General features: G+C 56.0%; 15 protein-coding genes. 9 read left to right on the top strand and 6 right to left on the bottom strand.

Annotation, left to right across the window (positions count from 1 at the left end; all coding sequences use genetic code 11):
* Positions 1 to 59 precede the first annotated feature (59 nt).
* Positions 60 to 1031, top strand: a complete 972-nt coding sequence (gene lpxM, locus ACOTZP_RS11200; RefSeq protein WP_032624045.1) for a lauroyl-Kdo(2)-lipid IV(A) myristoyltransferase — start codon at positions 60 to 62, stop codon at positions 1029 to 1031.
* 43 nt (positions 1032 to 1074) lie between these two features.
* Here the strand turns inward: lpxM and pyk are convergent, their stop codons facing one another.
* Entirely contained in the window at positions 1075 to 2517 is a 1443-nt protein-coding gene (pyk, locus tag ACOTZP_RS11205) for a pyruvate kinase (RefSeq protein WP_003859767.1), read from the bottom strand.
* Positions 2518 to 2631: 114 nt separating this feature from the next.
* The gene (locus tag ACOTZP_RS11210; RefSeq protein WP_003859769.1) at positions 2632 to 3501 is read right to left on the bottom strand and encodes a MurR/RpiR family transcriptional regulator; all 870 of its coding nucleotides are present in this window, start codon (positions 3499 to 3501) and stop codon (positions 2632 to 2634) included.
* 354 nt (positions 3502 to 3855) lie between these two features.
* Here ACOTZP_RS11210 and zwf point away from each other — a divergent pair, with 354 nt between their 5' ends.
* From zwf to kdgA, 3 genes are all read left to right on the top strand, one after another.
* Complete coding sequence (gene zwf / locus ACOTZP_RS11215) at positions 3856 to 5331, top strand: glucose-6-phosphate dehydrogenase (RefSeq protein ID WP_022648481.1); 1476 nt, start codon at positions 3856 to 3858, stop codon at positions 5329 to 5331.
* 234 nt (positions 5332 to 5565) lie between these two features.
* Positions 5566 to 7377: a phosphogluconate dehydratase gene (gene edd / locus ACOTZP_RS11220; protein ID WP_023300442.1), complete on the top strand. Its 1812-nt coding sequence runs from the start codon at positions 5566 to 5568 to the stop codon at positions 7375 to 7377.
* Between the two features lie 39 nt (positions 7378 to 7416).
* On the top strand, positions 7417 to 8058 hold the full coding sequence (gene kdgA / locus ACOTZP_RS11225; protein ID WP_206227745.1) for a bifunctional 4-hydroxy-2-oxoglutarate aldolase/2-dehydro-3-deoxy-phosphogluconate aldolase: 642 nt from the start codon (positions 7417 to 7419) through the stop codon (positions 8056 to 8058).
* A gap of 74 nt (positions 8059 to 8132) precedes the next feature.
* On the opposite strand, the gene purT is transcribed toward kdgA, so the two are convergent.
* Positions 8133 to 9311: a formate-dependent phosphoribosylglycinamide formyltransferase gene (gene purT, locus ACOTZP_RS11230; protein WP_271075231.1), complete on the bottom strand. Its 1179-nt coding sequence runs from the start codon at positions 9309 to 9311 to the stop codon at positions 8133 to 8135.
* A 172-nt stretch (positions 9312 to 9483) separates the two neighbouring features.
* Between purT and ACOTZP_RS11235 the strand changes: the two genes are divergently transcribed.
* The gene (locus ACOTZP_RS11235; protein ID WP_022648470.1) at positions 9484 to 10134 is read left to right on the top strand and encodes a tellurite resistance TerB family protein; all 651 of its coding nucleotides are present in this window, start codon (positions 9484 to 9486) and stop codon (positions 10132 to 10134) included.
* A 75-nt stretch (positions 10135 to 10209) separates the two neighbouring features.
* Positions 10210 to 12285: an oligopeptidase B gene (gene ptrB, locus ACOTZP_RS11240; RefSeq protein WP_271075232.1), complete on the top strand. Its 2076-nt coding sequence runs from the start codon at positions 10210 to 10212 to the stop codon at positions 12283 to 12285.
* On the opposite strand, the gene exoX is transcribed toward ptrB, so the two are convergent.
* The 3 genes from exoX to ACOTZP_RS11255 all read right to left on the bottom strand — a co-directional run bounded on the left by exoX (position 12267) and on the right by ACOTZP_RS11255 (position 13934).
* A complete protein-coding gene (gene exoX, locus ACOTZP_RS11245; RefSeq protein ID WP_271075233.1) occupies positions 12267 to 12929 on the bottom strand; it encodes an exodeoxyribonuclease X in 663 nt (220 codons plus the stop codon). The genes ptrB and exoX overlap by 19 nt on opposite strands.
* A gap of 24 nt (positions 12930 to 12953) precedes the next feature.
* Positions 12954 to 13592, bottom strand: a complete 639-nt coding sequence (locus tag ACOTZP_RS11250; RefSeq protein WP_421633710.1) for a nitrilase-related carbon-nitrogen hydrolase — start codon at positions 13590 to 13592, stop codon at positions 12954 to 12956.
* 111 nt (positions 13593 to 13703) lie between these two features.
* Positions 13704 to 13934, bottom strand: a complete 231-nt coding sequence (locus tag ACOTZP_RS11255; protein WP_003859784.1) for a DNA polymerase III subunit theta — start codon at positions 13932 to 13934, stop codon at positions 13704 to 13706.
* 137 nt (positions 13935 to 14071) lie between these two features.
* Here ACOTZP_RS11255 and yobA point away from each other — a divergent pair, with 137 nt between their 5' ends.
* The 3 genes from yobA to ACOTZP_RS11270 are packed head-to-tail and all read left to right on the top strand — an operon-like array spanning position 14072 to position 15669.
* Positions 14072 to 14443 (top strand): CopC domain-containing protein YobA, encoded by a 372-nt coding sequence (gene yobA, locus ACOTZP_RS11260; protein ID WP_271075249.1) that lies wholly within the window; start codon positions 14072 to 14074, stop codon positions 14441 to 14443.
* A 1-nt stretch (position 14444) separates the two neighbouring features.
* Complete coding sequence (copD, locus tag ACOTZP_RS11265) at positions 14445 to 15314, top strand: copper homeostasis membrane protein CopD (RefSeq protein WP_271075235.1); 870 nt, start codon at positions 14445 to 14447, stop codon at positions 15312 to 15314.
* 16 nt (positions 15315 to 15330) lie between these two features.
* A complete protein-coding gene (locus ACOTZP_RS11270) occupies positions 15331 to 15669 on the top strand; it encodes a YebY family protein (RefSeq protein ID WP_022648464.1) in 339 nt (112 codons plus the stop codon).
* Positions 15670 to 15721 lie beyond the last annotated feature (52 nt).

Consider the following 15721-nt stretch of genomic DNA (forward strand, 5'->3'; position numbering starts at 1 on the left):
ACGGCTGCCTCGCTACACTATCTGAATATATTTTTGCGTCACCAGACCCTGGAACCCGCATGGAAACCAAAAAAAACAATATTGAGTACATTCCCGAGTTTGAAAAATCCTTTCGCCACCCGCGTAACTGGGGCGCCTGGCTTGGCGTATACGTGTTTGCTGGCATGGCGTTGCTACCTGCTTCCCTCCGCGATCCGGTGCTCGGCAATGTGGGGCGCCTGGCAGGGCGCTTAGGTAAAAGCGCACGCCGCCGGGCGCAAATAAACCTTCTGTACTGCTTCCCGGATAAAACCGACGTCGAACGCGAAGCAATCATTGATGACATGTATACTACCGCGCCACAGGCCATGGCGATGATGGCGGAACTGGCGCTGAAAGGGCCGGAAAAGATCGTCGACCGCGTTGACTGGAAAGGGCTGGAAATCATCGACGAGATGCGTCGCAATGATGAAAAAGTGATTTTCCTGGTGCCGCACGGTTGGGGGGTCGACATTCCGGCAATGTTAATGGCATCGCAGGGCCAGAAAATGGCGGCGATGTTCCATAATCAGGGAAACAAAATCTACGATTTCGTCTGGAATACCGTGCGCCGTCGCTTTGGCGGACGTCTGCACGCCCGAAACGATGGCATTAAGCCTTTCATTCAGTCCGTACGTCAGGGTTACTGGGGCTACTACCTGCCCGATCAGGATCACGGTCCTGAGCACAGCGAGTTTGTCGATTTCTTCGCGACCTATAAAGCTACGCTACCCGCGATTGGTCGCCTGATGAAAGTCTGCCGCGCCCGCGTGATCCCGCTGTTCCCGGTTTATGACGGTAAAACGCATCGCCTGAGCATTGAGGTTCGTCCGCCGATGGACGATCTGCTGACCGCGGACGATCGCACCATTGCACGCCGCATGAATGAAGAGGTGGAAGTGCTGGTGGGGCCACATAAGGAGCAATATACGTGGATCCTGAAGTTGCTCAAAACGCGTAAACCTGGCGAAACAGAGCCGTACAAGCGTAAAGAGCTTTTCCCGAAGAAATAGGAAACCTTCACCCCTCTCCCCTTAGGGGAGAGGGGATCGGAGCTTACTCTACGGTTAGTACGCGGGTGGTATTGGTTGAGCCGATGGTGCTCATCACGTCACCCTGCGTCACGATAACGATATCACCGGATACCAGATAACCTTTGTCGCGCAGCAGGTTCACAGCATCGTGCGCGGCGGCCACGCCATCGTTGGTGCTGTCGAAGTAGACTGGCGTCACGCCGCGATACAGCGCCGTCAGGTTCAGCGTACGCTCGTGACGGGACATGGCGAAGATCGGCAGACCGGAGCTGATGCGAGACGTCATTAGCGCGGTACGGCCAGATTCGGTCATGGTGATGATCGCCGTGACCCCTTTCAGGTGGTTGGCTGCGTACATCGCGGACATCGCAATCGCTTCTTCCACATTGTCGAACTGGATATCCAGGCGGTGCTTGGAGACGTTAATGCTTGGGATCTTCTCCGCACCCAGGCAGACGCGCGCCATGGCGGCCACGGTTTCCGCCGGATACTGACCCGCAGCGGTTTCTGCTGACAGCATCACCGCGTCAGTACCATCCAGCACGGCGTTCGCCACGTCCATGACTTCCGCACGGGTTGGCATTGGGTTGGTGATCATGGATTCCATCATCTGGGTGGCGGTGATCACCGCGCGGTTCAGCTGACGCGCGCGACGGATCAGCGCTTTCTGGATACCGACCAGTTCAGGGTCGCCAATTTCCACGCCCAGATCACCACGGGCAACCATCACCACGTCAGACGCCAGGATCACGTCGTCCATCGCGTCCTGATCGCAGACCGCTTCAGCGCGTTCCACTTTCGCAACAATTTTCGCATCGCAGCCTGCATCACGCGCCAGGCGGCGAGCATAGTTCAGATCTTCGCCGCAGCGGGGGAAGGAGACGGCCAGATAATCCACGCCGATCTGCGCTGCGGTCACGATATCCGCTTTGTCTTTATCGGTCAGCGCTTCGGCAGACAGGCCACCGCCGAGTTTGTTGATGCCTTTGTTGTTGGAGAGCGGGCCGCCGACGGTCACTTCGGTGAACACCTTCATACCCTGAACTTCCAGCACTTTCAGCTGTACGCGTCCGTCGTCCAGCAGCAGGATGTCGCCAGGCACAACGTCAGCAGGCAGACCTTTGTAGTCGATACCCACTTTTTCCTTATCGCCTTCGCCTTTGCTCAGGTTGGCATCCAGCAGGAATTTATCGCCGATGTTGAGGAAGACTTTGCCTTCTTTAAAGGTCGATACGCGGATTTTTGGACCTTGCAGGTCACCGAGGATAGCAACATGGCGGCCCAGTTTAGCTGCGATTTCACGCACTTTGTCGGCACGTAATTTATGGTCTTCTGGCGTACCGTGAGAGAAGTTCATGCGCACCACGTTGGCACCCGCGGCGATAATTTTCTCGAGGTTATTATCGCGGTCGGTGGCCGGGCCTAGGGTGGTGACGATCTTGGTTCTGCGAAGCCTTCTGGACATGTAATACTCCGTTGACTGAAACAACTTTGGTGTTGCGTGAACATAGAATCGGCCTTCATCTATCGCAAGGCAGTAGCGAGGGGACCGAATGCCGTAAATCGTACATCGTCGTTATTAGGGAACATCGCTCTTTATAAGCAATTCTTTATCAAAACGCGATTCTTTCAGGGCTTCCTTGACCCGCTTCAAGTTATCCCGGAATTTTGCGCCCCGGCGTAAAGTAAAACCGGTCGCCAGCACGTCGATGACCGTCAGCTGCGCCAGGCGGGAGACCATCGGCATGTACATGTCGGTGTCTTCCGGTACGTCCAGGGTAATGGCGAGCGTTGCTTCCCGGGCCAGCGGCGTACCTGCCGTCGTCAGGGCGATGACCATCGCATCGTTGTCACGCGCGAGTTGCGCCAGCTCCACCTGGCTCTTGGTGCGGCCCGTATGGGAGATGAGTACCACGACATCATCTTCGCTACAATTCATACAGCTCATGCGTTGCAGCACAATGTCATCGGAGTAAATCACCGGCACGTTAAAGCGAAAGAACTTATTCATGGCGTCATGCGCCACGGCGGCGGACGAGCCAAGGCCAAAGAAAGCAATCCGTTTGGCCTGCGTAAGAAGATCGACCGCGCGATTCACTGAACTCATGTCCAGAGACTGGCGAACATGGTCGAGCGTGGCCATTGCCGATTCAAATATTTTTGCGGTGTAAGCATCAACACTGTCGTCTTCATCTACATTGCGATTAACATACGGGGTACCGTTTGCCAGACTTTGTGCCAGATGCAGTTTAAAATCAGGAAAGCCGCGGGTGTCCAGACTACGACAGAATCGATTGACCGTCGGTTCGCTGACGCCCGATTCCTGTGCCAGAGCGGCGATGCTTGAATGAATCGCCTGAGCGGGCGCGGCGAGAATAACTTCAGCCACTTTGCGCTCGGATTTGCTAAGGTGTTCCAGTTGAAACTGGATTTTTTCCAGCATGTTCATTGTTAACAAGACGCTCGTGAGGGCATAAACGATTTCATAGAGATGAAACCTTGATTCGATTTAGCCGATATTACCCCCGGGACACCCGAAAGGGTAATCGTCGACAAGAAATGTTGTTGTTTTTTTTCATTACTTGATCGACGTCGGGTTTTGCTCTGACCCTGTTGCGCAAAGAATCGACATTAGTTGCGTCACCAGACGGGCATTATGGCACCGGCGACGAAAAATCACCGTATCGCACGCGTCGTTAAGCGCTAATGGTTTCAGGAAACGCGTAAAAGCAGTACAGTGCATTGTAATAAAATTACAACGATACCTGGCAGAGTACCAGGAGATCTAACTGAGGAGAATGACATGGCGGTAACGCAAACAGCCCAGGCATGTGACCTGGTCATTTTCGGCGCGAAAGGCGATCTTGCACGCCGAAAATTGCTGCCTTCCCTGTATCAGCTCGAAAAAGCGGGCCAGATCCATCCCGATACCCGAATCCTTGGGGTAGGGCGCGCCGACTGGGATAAGGAGGCTTATACCAAAGTCGTGCGCGAGGCGCTCGAAACCTTCATGAAAGAGAAAATCGATGAAAGCCTTTGGGATAAGCTGAGCGGGCGTCTCGATTTCTGCAATCTGGACGTCAACGATGTAAGCGCCTTTACCCGTCTGGGTGAAATGCTGGACCAGGAAAATCGCGTCACCATTAACTATTTCGCCATGCCGCCAAGCACCTTCGGCGCCATCTGCAAAGGTCTGGGCGAAGCGAAGCTGAACGCCAAACCGGCGCGCGTGGTGATGGAGAAGCCGCTGGGTACGTCGCTGGCAACCTCGCGTGAAATCAACGACCAGGTGGGCGAGTTCTTTGAGGAGTGTCAGGTTTACCGTATTGACCACTATCTGGGTAAAGAGACGGTTCTGAACCTGCTGGCGCTGCGTTTTGCCAACTCCTTGTTTGTGAACAACTGGGACAACCGCACTATCGACCACGTGGAAATTACCGTGGCGGAAGAGGTGGGCATTGAAGGCCGCTGGGGCTACTTCGACCAGGCCGGCCAGATGCGTGACATGATCCAGAACCACCTGCTGCAAATTCTGTGCATGATTGCCATGTCTCCACCGTCAGATCTGACGGCCGACAGCATTCGTGACGCCAAAGTGAAAGTGCTGAAATCACTGCGCCGTATTGACCGCTCCAACGTGCGTGAGAAAACCGTGCGCGGCCAGTACACCGCAGGTTTTGCCCAGGGGAAAAAAGTCCCTGGCTATCTGGAAGAAGAGGGCGCGAACAAGTCCAGCAACACCGAGACGTTTGTGGCGATCCGCGTGGATATCGACGACTGGCGCTGGGCCGGCGTGCCGTTCTACCTGCGTACCGGGAAACGTTTGCCGGCAAAATGCTCCGAAGTGGTGGTCTACTTCAAAAATCCGGAACTAAACCTGTTCAAAGAATCCTGGCAGGAACTGCCGCAGAACAAACTGACCATCCGTTTACAGCCGGACGAGGGTGTGGATATTCAGATCCTGAACAAAGTGCCGGGTCTTGATCACAAACACAACCTGCAAACCACCAAGCTCGACCTGAGTTACTCTGAAACTTTCAACCAGACGCATCTGGCCGATGCTTACGAGCGTCTGCTGCTGGAAACCATGCGTGGTATCCAGGCGCTGTTCGTCCGCCGCGATGAAGTGGAAGAGGCGTGGAAGTGGGTGGACTCAATCACCGAAGCGTGGGCAGCCGACCAGGACGCGCCAAAACCGTATCAGGCGGGAACATGGGGACCTGTCGCCTCCGTTGCGATGATCACCCGTGATGGCCGCTCCTGGAACGAGTTTGAATAACCCCCATCTCTAGCCCAAAGGTGTTATTTTACCGGTAACATGATCTAACACAGCAAGTGGCATAATTTTTAATCTTTTAAGCTCCGCGTGGATTCACCCGCGGAGCTTTTTTTATTACACTCCCTTCAGACATTTTGCCCCTGCGCTCCGGATATCAGGCGTTTCAGCGTTGTTAACAACCGTCAGAAACTGTGTAAACTCCCGAGCCTGGACAGATAAATTAGAGGAGCTTTTATGAATCCGACATTGTTACGCGTAACACAACGCATCGTTGAACGCTCGAAAGAGACCCGTGCTGCCTACCTTGCCCGCATCGAACAGGCGAAGAGTGAAACGGTCCATCGCTCACAGCTGGCCTGCGGGAATCTGGCCCACGGCTTTGCCGCCTGCCAGCCTGGTGATAAAGACGCGCTGAAAAGCATGCTGCGTAACAATATCGCCATTATTACCTCCTATAACGACATGCTTTCAGCCCACCAGCCGTATGAGGTTTACCCGTCTATCATCCGCAATGCGCTGCACAGCGTGAACGCGGTGGGCCAGGTTGCAGGCGGCGTGCCGGCCATGTGTGATGGCGTGACTCAGGGACAGGACGGTATGGAGCTGTCTCTGTTGAGCCGCGAAGTGATCGCCATGTCGGCGGCAGTGGGCCTCTCTCACAATATGTTTGATGGCGCGCTCTACCTGGGCGTATGCGACAAAATCGTCCCGGGGCTGGTGATGGCCGCGCTGTCGTTTGGCCATCTGCCAGCGATTTTTGTGCCGTCAGGCCCGATGGCAAGCGGTCTGCCAAATAAGGAAAAAGTCCGTATCCGCCAGCTGTATGCCGAAGGAAAAGCGGACCGTCAGGCGCTGCTGGAAGCGGAAGCCGCGTCCTATCACGCGCCGGGCACCTGTACGTTCTACGGTACGGCCAACACCAACCAGATGGTGGTGGAGTTTATGGGGATGCAGCTGCCGGGCTCGTCGTTCATCCAGCCGGATGCGCCACTGCGTAAAGCGCTGACCGAAGCCGCAGCCCGTCAGGTGACGCGTCTGACCGGTAACGGCAACGAGTGGATGCCAATGGGCAAAATGGTGGATGAAAAAGTCATCGTCAACGGGATTGTCGCCCTGCTGGCGACCGGCGGTTCAACCAACCATACCATGCACCTTGTCGCGATGGCGCGCGCGGCGGGCATTCTGATCAACTGGGATGACTTCTCCGAGATCTCCTCCGTGGTACCGCTGATGGCGCGTCTGTACCCGAACGGTCCGGCGGACATTAACCACTTCCAGGCCGCGGGCGGCGTGCCGGTGCTGATGCGCGAGCTGCTGAAAGGCGGCCTGCTGCATGAGGATGTCAACACGGTGGCGGGCTTTGGCCTGCATCGCTATACCCTTGAGCCGTGGCTGAACAACGGTGAGCTGGACTGGCGCGAGGGGGCGAGCAACTCGCTCGATCCTCAGGTTATCGCGACCTTCGAACAGCCGTTCTCTCCTCACGGCGGCACCAAAGTGCTGAGCGGTAACCTTGGGCGTGCCGTAATGAAAACTTCTGCCGTGCCGGAAGAGAATCAGGTTATCGAAGCCCCGGCGGTGGTGTTTGAAAGCCAGCACGACGTTTTACCTGCCTTCGACGCGGGTCTGCTTGATAAAGACTGCGTAGTCGTGGTGCGTCATCAGGGACCAAAAGCGAACGGGATGCCAGAATTACATAAACTTATGCCGCCGCTTGGTGTATTATTGGACCGCCGTTTCAAAATTGCGCTGGTGACCGATGGACGCCTCTCGGGGGCATCCGGTAAAGTGCCTTCAGCGATTCATGTCACCCCGGAAGCCTACGACGGCGGCCTGCTGGCGAAAGTCCATGATGGAGACATGATCCGCGTTAACGGTCAGACAGGCGAGTTAACCCTGCTGGTGGACGAAGCAGAGCTGGCGGCGCGTCAGCCACATATTCCTGACCTGAGCGCATCCCGAGTGGGTACCGGACGCGAGATGTTTGGTGCGTTGCGTGAGAAACTCTCCGGTGCGGAGCAGGGCGCAACCTGTATTACGTTTTAAGACGACTTGATTTTAACGATCTGGCGAGAGAAAACTCTGATGAAAAACTGGAAAACAAGTGCAGAAGCAATCCTGACTACTGGCCCTGTCGTGCCGGTTATTGTGGTAAACAAACTGGAGCACGCTGTCCCAATGGCGAAGGCGCTGGTTGCGGGTGGCGTTCGTGTTCTGGAAGTGACCCTGCGTACTGCCTGTGCGATGGATGCGATTCGCGCTATCGCCAAAGAAGTGCCGGAAGCGGTCATCGGTGCTGGTACGGTTCTGAATGCGCAGCAGCTGGCGGAAGTGACCGAAGCGGGCGCACAGTTTGCCATCAGCCCGGGCCTGACCGAGCCGCTGCTGAAAGCCGCAACCGAAGGTACTATTCCGCTGATCCCGGGTATCAGCACCGTTTCTGAACTGATGCTGGGCATGGACTACGGCCTGAAAGAGTTTAAATTCTTCCCGGCTGAAGCGAACGGCGGCACCAAAGCGTTGCAGGCGATTGCAGGCCCATTCTCCCAGGTGCGTTTCTGCCCAACGGGTGGCATCTCTCCGGCCAACTACCGCGACTACCTGGCGCTGAAAAGCGTGCTGTGCATCGGTGGCTCCTGGCTGGTTCCGGCGGATGCGCTGGAAGCAGGCGACTGGGATCGCATTACTAAACTGGCTCGCGAAGCGGTAGAAGGCGCGAAACAGTAAGTTTGTTTGCCGGGTGTCGGCTGCGCCTAACCCGGCCAGCCAGACAGTTAAAACGGGCCTTTCGGCCCGTTTTTTTATCCTGCTACGCTGACGTTTGCAGCCGCTCTTTTTGCTCTCGCGACGGCTTCGTCCACGTTTTCCCCGGTCGCTAATGCCACGCCCAGACGACGGGCTCCGTCGATCTCCGGTTTGCCGAACAGCCGAACCTGCAAGCCTGCGCCTACCGCACCTTCGACGTTGTCAAAGGTGACATTCTGGCTGGTCAGTTGCGGCAGGATCACCGCCGAGGCTGCAGGGCCGTACTGACGGATGCCGCCAACCGGCAGGCCGAGGAAAGCACGTACGTGCAGCGCGAACTCGGAGAGATCCTGCGAAATCAGCGTGACCATCCCGGTATCGTGCGGGCGAGGGGAGACTTCGCTGAAGATCACCTCGTCGCCGCAAACAAACAATTCCACGCCGAACAGGCCGTAGCCGCCCAGCGCCAGCACCGTTTTGCGGGCGATCTCCTGCGCGCGTGCAAGCGCCAGCGCGCTCATCTGCTGCGGCTGCCAGGATTCGCGATAATCGCCGTCTTCCTGGCGATGACCAATCGGGTCGCAGAAATAAACACCGTCCACGGCGCTGACGGTGAGCAGGGTAATTTCAAAATCAAACTTCACTACACCTTCTACGATGACGCGCCCGGCTCCGGCACGGCCGCTCTGCTGGGCATAGTCCCAGGCCTTGTCCAGCGTGCTGCTGTCGCGGATAAAGCTCTGCCCTTTGCCAGAGGAGCTCATTACCGGCTTAATGATGCACGGGTAGCCAATCTCCTCTACGGCCTGGAGAAACGCAGCTTTATCCCCGGCAAAACGGTAGCTGGAGGTCGGGAGCTGTAATTCTTCTGCCGCCAGGCGACGAATGCCTTCCCGGTTCATGGTCAGTTTTGCCGCTGTGGCACAGGGCACCACGCGCTGGCCTTCCTGTTCAAGGGCAACCAACATCTCAGTGGCAATGGCCTCAATTTCAGGTACCACGAAATCCGGTTTTTCGTCGGCAATTAACGCCCGCAGGGCATTACCGTCAAGCATATCGATGACGTGCGAGCGATGCGCGACGTGCATGGCGGGCGCATTCGCATAACGGTCCACCGCAATCACTTCCACACCCAAACGCTGGCATTCAATGGCCACTTCTTTACCCAGTTCACCCGATCCCAACAGCATGACGCGCGTCGCGGCAGGACGCAGCGCAGTTCCTAAACGAGTCATAAAAATCCCCCTGAAAAAGATGCGGGCAGTATAAACGAAAACGTTTGCGTATGTCTTGTATAGGGATAACCCGGACAGGGGAGAAATTTGCGCTTCTTTAGCACTGACAGACATTTCCTGACACCCGCTCGCTTAGGCTGTGAAGGTTACGCACTGTTACGTGAGGAAAAATATGTCAGGCTGGATGAATCAACTGCAATCCCTGTTGGGACAAAAAGGCTCGTCGTCCGGCGAGCAGGGTCTGAGCAAGCTGCTTGTGCCGGGTGCGCTCGGCGGGCTGGCCGGTTTGCTGGTTGCCAATAAATCATCGCGGAAACTGCTTACCAAATACGGTACCGGCGCGCTGCTGGCGGGCGGAGGGGCTATTGCAGGCTCCGTCTTATGGAACAAATACAAAGACAAGGTGCGCAACGCGCATCAGGATGAACCGCAGTACGGGAAGCAGGTATCGCCGTTAGATTTACGCACCGAGCGTCTGATCCTCGCCCTGGTCTTTGCGGCCAAGAGCGACGGGCATATTGATGCCAGTGAACGTGCTGCGATTGAGCAGCAGATGCGGGAAGCGGGCGTTGAGGAGCAGGGCAGGGCGCTGGTGGCGCAGGCCATCGAACAGCCGCTCGATCCGCAGCGTCTGGCGCAAAGCGTGAAAAACGAAGAAGAGGCGCTGGAACTCTATTTTCTGAGCTGTGCCGCCATCGATATCGATCACTTTATGGAGCGCAGCTACCTGAACGCCCTGGGTGATGCGCTGAAGATCCCACAGGACGTTCGTGAGGGAATTGAGCAGGATATTCAGCAGCAGAAGCAGACCCTCGCGGGCTAGAAGGCCATGTTTCGCTTGCATCATACGCGTGTTTTGCCAACCTTATAGGATGTAAAACGAAAAAGTAAGAATGCCATGCCTCCAAAAGCCCGACGTACTCCTTATGCGATCACCACGCATGGCGATACGCGTATCGATAACTACTACTGGCTGCGGGACGATTCTCGTTCCCGGCCAGAGGTGCTCGACTATCTGCACGAGGAAAACGACTATGGCCGCCAGGTCATGGCCAGCCAGCAGGCGCTTCAGGATCAGCTCCTGAACGAAATGGTGCAGCGTATCCCCCAGCGTGATGTCTCTGCCCCGTGGTGCAAAAACGGTTATCGCTATCGCCATATTTATGAGCCGGGAAACGAATATCCCATCTACCAGCGCCAGTCTGTGCTAAGCGCCGAGTGGGACGAATGGGAGATCCTGCTGGATGCTAACAAACGTGCTGCCCACAGTGAGTTTTATACGCTGGGCGGCATGTCCATTTCCCCCGATAACGCCATTATGGCGCTGGCTGAGGATTACCTCTCCCGCCGCCAGTACGGTTTGCGTTTCCGCAATCTTGAAACGGGAAACTGGTATCCCGAAATGCTGGATAATGTCTCCCCCGATTTCGTCTGGGGTAACGATTCAGAAACGGTCTACTACGTTAAAAAGCATGCCTCAACGCTGCTGCCTTATCAGGTCTGGCGTCATACGGTGGGGACTGATTCCGCCGACGATGAGCTTGTGTATGAAGAAAAAGACGAGACGTTCTACGTCAGCCTGCATAAAACCTCGTCTCGCCACTACGTGATTATCTTCCTTGCCAGCGCCACTACCTCTGAGGTGCTGCTGCTGGATGCCGAACTGCCGGATGCCCAGCCGCTGTGCTTCCTGCCGCGCCGTAAAGATCATGAGTACAGTCTGGATCACTTCCAGCACAGCTTTTACCTGCGTTCGAACCGCGAGGGCAAAAACTTTGGCCTTTATAAAACCAAAGTGCGCGATGAACGGAAGTGGGAAGTGTTAATTCCTGCGCGCGATCAGGTGATGCTGGAGGGGTTCACCCTGTTTACCGACTGGCTGGTGGTGGAAGAGCGTCAGCGCGGACTGACCAGTATCCGCCAAATCAACCGCAAAACCCGCGAAGTGGTGGGCATTGCGTTCGATGACCCGGCTTACGTGACGTGGATCGGCTTTAACCCGGAACCGGAATCGTCCCGCCTGCGGTACGGCTATTCGTCAATGACTACCCCGGACACGTTGTTTGAGCTGGATATGGACACCGGGCAGCGTCAGGTGATTAAACAGGCTGAGGTCCGGGGATTTGAGTCGGAAAATTATCGCAGTGAACACCTGTGGGTGACCGCGCGCGACGGCGTTGAAGTCCCCGTGTCTCTCGTCTACCACAAGGATCACTTCAACAAAGGTAAAAACCCCATCCTCATCTACGGTTACGGCTCCTACGGATCCAGCATGGACGCCGATTTCAGCAGCAGCAGGCTGAGCCTGCTCGACCGCGGTTTTGTTTATGCGATTGCCCATATTCGCGGCGGCGGCGAGCTGGGTCAGCACTGGTATGAAGACGGAAAATTTCTCAAAAAGAAAAATACCTTCAATGACTACCTTGATGTCTGCGATGCGCTGATCGCGCAGGGTTATGGCGATCCGCAACTCTGCTTTGGCATGGGGGGCAGCGCCGGAGGCATGTTAATGGGAGCCGTGGTAAACCAGCGGCCTGAACTGTTTAAAGGCGTTATCGCTCAGGTGCCGTTTGTGGACGTGGTGACGACCATGCTGGACGAAACCATTCCGCTGACCACCGGGGAGTTTGAGGAGTGGGGGAACCCGCAGGATGAAACCTATTACCGCTACATGAAAGAGTACAGTCCGTACGATAACGTCGAGGCGAAAGCCTATCCGCATATGCTGGTGACCACCGGCCTGCACGATTCCCAGGTGCAGTACTGGGAGCCCGCGAAATGGGTGGCGAAGCTGCGTGAGCTAAAAACTGACGATAATCTGCTGCTGCTGTGTACCGATATGGACTCGGGGCACGGAGGGAAATCAGGGCGATTTAAATCCTATGAAGGGGTGGCGCTGGAGTACGCCTTTTTGATTGGCCTGGCGCAGAATACGCTGCCAGGCCGCGCGGGAACTCAGGCTTCGCCTAAATAATGCTTCAGCGTCAGGCGCAGTTCCGGGCTCATTCTGTCGAGGTTGTTGTACAGCCAGCGCAGATAGCCCGGATCGTTGTCCGCCACTTCCGATACCGGTTTTCCACGATATTTACCGAACGTGAAGGTGGTCAGTAGGGCGGGGCGGCCGGTAATGGTCGCCATATCGTCCGGCGTCCAGCCGGAAGTATTCATGATATCAATCAGGAGCGCTGCGGTGATGTAGCAGTCATAGAGGGCGCGGTGATGATGCAGCCCTTCCGGCGTCCGCACGCTTAGTTTGCGCGACTTATACAGCGCCATATTGCTGTATTTGATCCCCGGCCACAGACGGCGCGCCAGCTTCATGGTGCAAATCCATTCACCGGGCATCTCCGGCAGCACGCGGCGGTCAAAGCTGGCGTTATGGGAGACATACCACTGGCTACCGTGGTAAAGAGGGATGATCTCTTCAATCCACGGCTTATCCGCCACCATCGATTCCGTAATGCGATGAATTGCCATCGCCTGCGCACTGATGGGACGGTCCGGGCGCACCAGGTGGCTCATTGGATTGACTATCTTTCCGTCAACCACGTCGACAGAGGCGACTTCCACAATTCCACCCTGCAAATCGCAGGTTTCGGTATCGATAACGCGCAGCATTGATCGCTCCTGATCCTAAAATGCCTAGCCTAATGGAATGATATCCCCTTGCCAACCCTGTCGGCCCAAAGAACCGGTTAACAGCAACTCTCCCTTATCGGCACGCACGATCAGCTGACCTTTTTCATCCCATAAGGCGCTACCGCTGCGCGCGTTCACCATTAATACCGCGATGGCGTACTTATGCGCGAAGCGTTGTAACGAACTGATGGATTGCCGCCAGCGTTGCTCACCCACCGCCAGGCTGCTGGTGAACAGCGTTGCCTCTGGGTCCAGTTCCGGGGCGTCAGCCTGATTATCAACGATGGTTAACCGTTTATTGCCAGGAATAACACCCGCACCGTTACCCTGGGGATAACGCCGGATGGTCGACAGGTTAGGGGTGAAAAGCGCGAGTCCTTTCTGTTGCTGGAGCGTAATACCGGCAATCACCGTGATGAAACGTGACTGCGCCGCGTGAAGGAGGGGGGCAAGCTGCAAATCGTCAGGGGGTGGGGGTAAGGTTGTTCCGCCAGGGCCAGTAAGCGAAAGCTCCGGAAAGACGACTAATTCGCACCCATGTGAGGCAGCCTCGTCAATAAAGTGCAGGTGATGTTTTACGTGCTCATCAACACAGTTGTGCCGCGGAGCATACTGAGCCGCGGCAATAGTCCATCGTGACATCGTGACTTCCTTATACACTAAGTCGCTGGGATTTTAAGATTACACCTAAATTTATCAGGGTTTTCTTATCCTGCCACATAACGCGTAAGGAAGTGTAACGGGACGTTAAGCTTATTTAACTTTAGGTTCGTACGGCAGGCGCGAGAGATTAACGGAGGCGAGGCGATGCGCAATAAGACGTTCGCGGAACCAGTCGCGCAGATGCGCGGGTTGTTCACGCTCTACCACTTCAGCCACGACGGGCATGTTGTAACGCTCTTTGAATGCGACCCCCGCGGCGGCGAGATCGACATTCACTTTGTCCATCTCGTCCTGAGGAAGGGCGGCCAGGTTAACGTTCATTTCCTTCTCCTTTTTCTGCGGCGGCAACGTTACCGCGATTGTTCAACGATGACAAGGGAGCAAAGGATGTTCCTCGACTCGTAAATTATACAGAGTTATTCTTTAGCATTCAGGCATAACGAAAAGGAATGATTGTGATGCACTTTACCCCTTCCCGCGTCGCGTGTGCGCTGGTGTTTCTGCTCTCTTCGGCAATCGCGCCATCAGCTCTGGCCCATGCGCACCTTAAGCAACAATCCCCGCAGGAAAATACCGTCGCGACGGCACCCGATGTCATTACCCTGAATTTCTCGGAAGGCATTGAACCTGCCTTCAGCGGCGTCGTGGTGACGGACGCGCAGCAGCACAAAATCCAGACCGGCGGGGTGAAGCGTGACAAGAAGGATAACGCAAAGCTGATTGTTCCTCTTGAGAAACCGTTGACGACCGGCACCTATACGGTGGATTGGCATGTGGTCTCCGTGGACGGCCACAAAACCAAGGGCAGCTATCACTTTAGCGTGAAATAGTATGCTGGCCCTGAGCTACATAGCGTTTCGCTTTATCCATTTTGTTGCGCTGATACTACTGTTCGGCAACGCGTTATACAGTGTCTGGTTTGCACCGTCTTCGTTGCAGCGCCTCATGACGCAGCGTTTCCAGCGCCAGCAGAATATCGCGGCCTTAATCAGCCTGATGGCTGCTCTGCTGATGTTCGGCCTGCAAAGTGGGTTAATGGGCAATGGCTGGGGTGATGTCATTCGCCCGGCGGTCTGGCGCAGCGTGCTGGGCACGCAGTTTGGTGGCGTCTGGCTGTGGCAAATGGTGCTGGCCGCTGTGACCGCGGGTGCTGCATGGCTTACCCCGCAAAAGGGCTCACGGCTGTTACTGCTCGCGATGGGGCAACTGGTGCTGCTGGCGGGCGTGGGACATGCCGCGATGAACGGTGGCGCGCCGGGTGCGTTGCATCGTCTGAACCATGCGCTTCACCTGCTCTGCGCCGCCACCTGGGTGGGCGGTCTACTGCCGCTGCTGTTCTGTATGCGGCTGGCGAAAGGCCGCTGGCAGCCAGCCGCTATCTTTACCATGATGCGCTTCTCCCGCGTGGGGCATTATGCCGTGGCGGGCGTGCTGCTGACCGGGATAATCAATACGCTCTTTATTGTGGGCATAGACGTGCCGTGGGAAGCGCCTTATGTACGGCTGTTGTTGTTCAAATGTGCGCTGGTCATCATGATGGTGGCAATTGCGCTGGCGAATCGGTATTTTCTTGTGCCACGCTTTCGCCCTGATGCCGGGCGGGAACAACAGATTTTTATCAGGATGACACAGGCAGAAGTGGTGCTGGGCGCGCTGGTACTGGTGGCCGTCAGCCTGTTCGCGACCTGGGAACCCTTCTGACAAGGTTAAATAATTTATGAAAAAGACACTGCTTTCTCTTTTACTTCTCACCTGTGCCAGCAGTGCGCTGGCCGCGCCGCAGGTCATCACCGTCAGCAGGTTTGAAGTGGGTAAGGACAACTGGGCATTTAATCGTGAAGAGGTCATGCTCACCTGCCGTCCCGGTAACGCGCTGTATGTCATCAATCCCAGTACGCTCGTGCAGTATCCGTTAAATGACGTAGCGGAGCAGCAGGTTGCCAGCGGGAAAAGTAACGGACAGCCTGTCAGCGTGATCCAGGTGGATGACCCGGCAAACCCCGGGCAGAAGAAGAGTCTGGCACCGTTTATTGAGCGCGCTAAAAAGCTCTGCTAGCCGTCAGGTTTCCAGTAAAAAGAAACCGCAGGTGCTTGTAAAAGCTCTGCGG

This window comes from Enterobacter cloacae complex sp. SYL001 (genome assembly GCF_049237025.1).
Lineage (GTDB): Bacteria > Pseudomonadota > Gammaproteobacteria > Enterobacterales > Enterobacteriaceae > Enterobacter > Enterobacter intestinihominis.

Coding starts and splice junctions, on each gene's coding strand:
- ptrB (WP_271075232.1), top strand. CDS start 10,210: ATGCCTCCAAAAGCCCGACGTACTCCTTATGCGATCACCACGCATGGC.
- zwf (WP_022648481.1), top strand. CDS start 3,856: ATGGCGGTAACGCAAACAGCCCAGGCATGTGACCTGGTCATTTTCGGC.
- pyk (WP_003859767.1), bottom strand. CDS start 2,517: ATGTCCAGAAGGCTTCGCAGAACCAAGATCGTCACCACCCTAGGCCCG.
- ACOTZP_RS11210 (WP_003859769.1), bottom strand. CDS start 3,501: ATGAACATGCTGGAAAAAATCCAGTTTCAACTGGAACACCTTAGCAAA.
- yobA (WP_271075249.1), top strand. CDS start 14,072: ATGCACTTTACCCCTTCCCGCGTCGCGTGTGCGCTGGTGTTTCTGCTC.
- ACOTZP_RS11235 (WP_022648470.1), top strand. CDS start 9,484: ATGTCAGGCTGGATGAATCAACTGCAATCCCTGTTGGGACAAAAAGGC.
- ACOTZP_RS11255 (WP_003859784.1), bottom strand. CDS start 13,934: ATGAACGTTAACCTGGCCGCCCTTCCTCAGGACGAGATGGACAAAGTG.
- ACOTZP_RS11250 (WP_421633710.1), bottom strand. CDS start 13,592: ATGTCACGATGGACTATTGCCGCGGCTCAGTATGCTCCGCGGCACAAC.
- ACOTZP_RS11270 (WP_022648464.1), top strand. CDS start 15,331: ATGAAAAAGACACTGCTTTCTCTTTTACTTCTCACCTGTGCCAGCAGT.
- lpxM (WP_032624045.1), top strand. CDS start 60: ATGGAAACCAAAAAAAACAATATTGAGTACATTCCCGAGTTTGAAAAA.
- exoX (WP_271075233.1), bottom strand. CDS start 12,929: ATGCTGCGCGTTATCGATACCGAAACCTGCGATTTGCAGGGTGGAATT.
- edd (WP_023300442.1), top strand. CDS start 5,566: ATGAATCCGACATTGTTACGCGTAACACAACGCATCGTTGAACGCTCG.
- purT (WP_271075231.1), bottom strand. CDS start 9,311: ATGACTCGTTTAGGAACTGCGCTGCGTCCTGCCGCGACGCGCGTCATG.
- copD (WP_271075235.1), top strand. CDS start 14,445: ATGCTGGCCCTGAGCTACATAGCGTTTCGCTTTATCCATTTTGTTGCG.
- kdgA (WP_206227745.1), top strand. CDS start 7,417: ATGAAAAACTGGAAAACAAGTGCAGAAGCAATCCTGACTACTGGCCCT.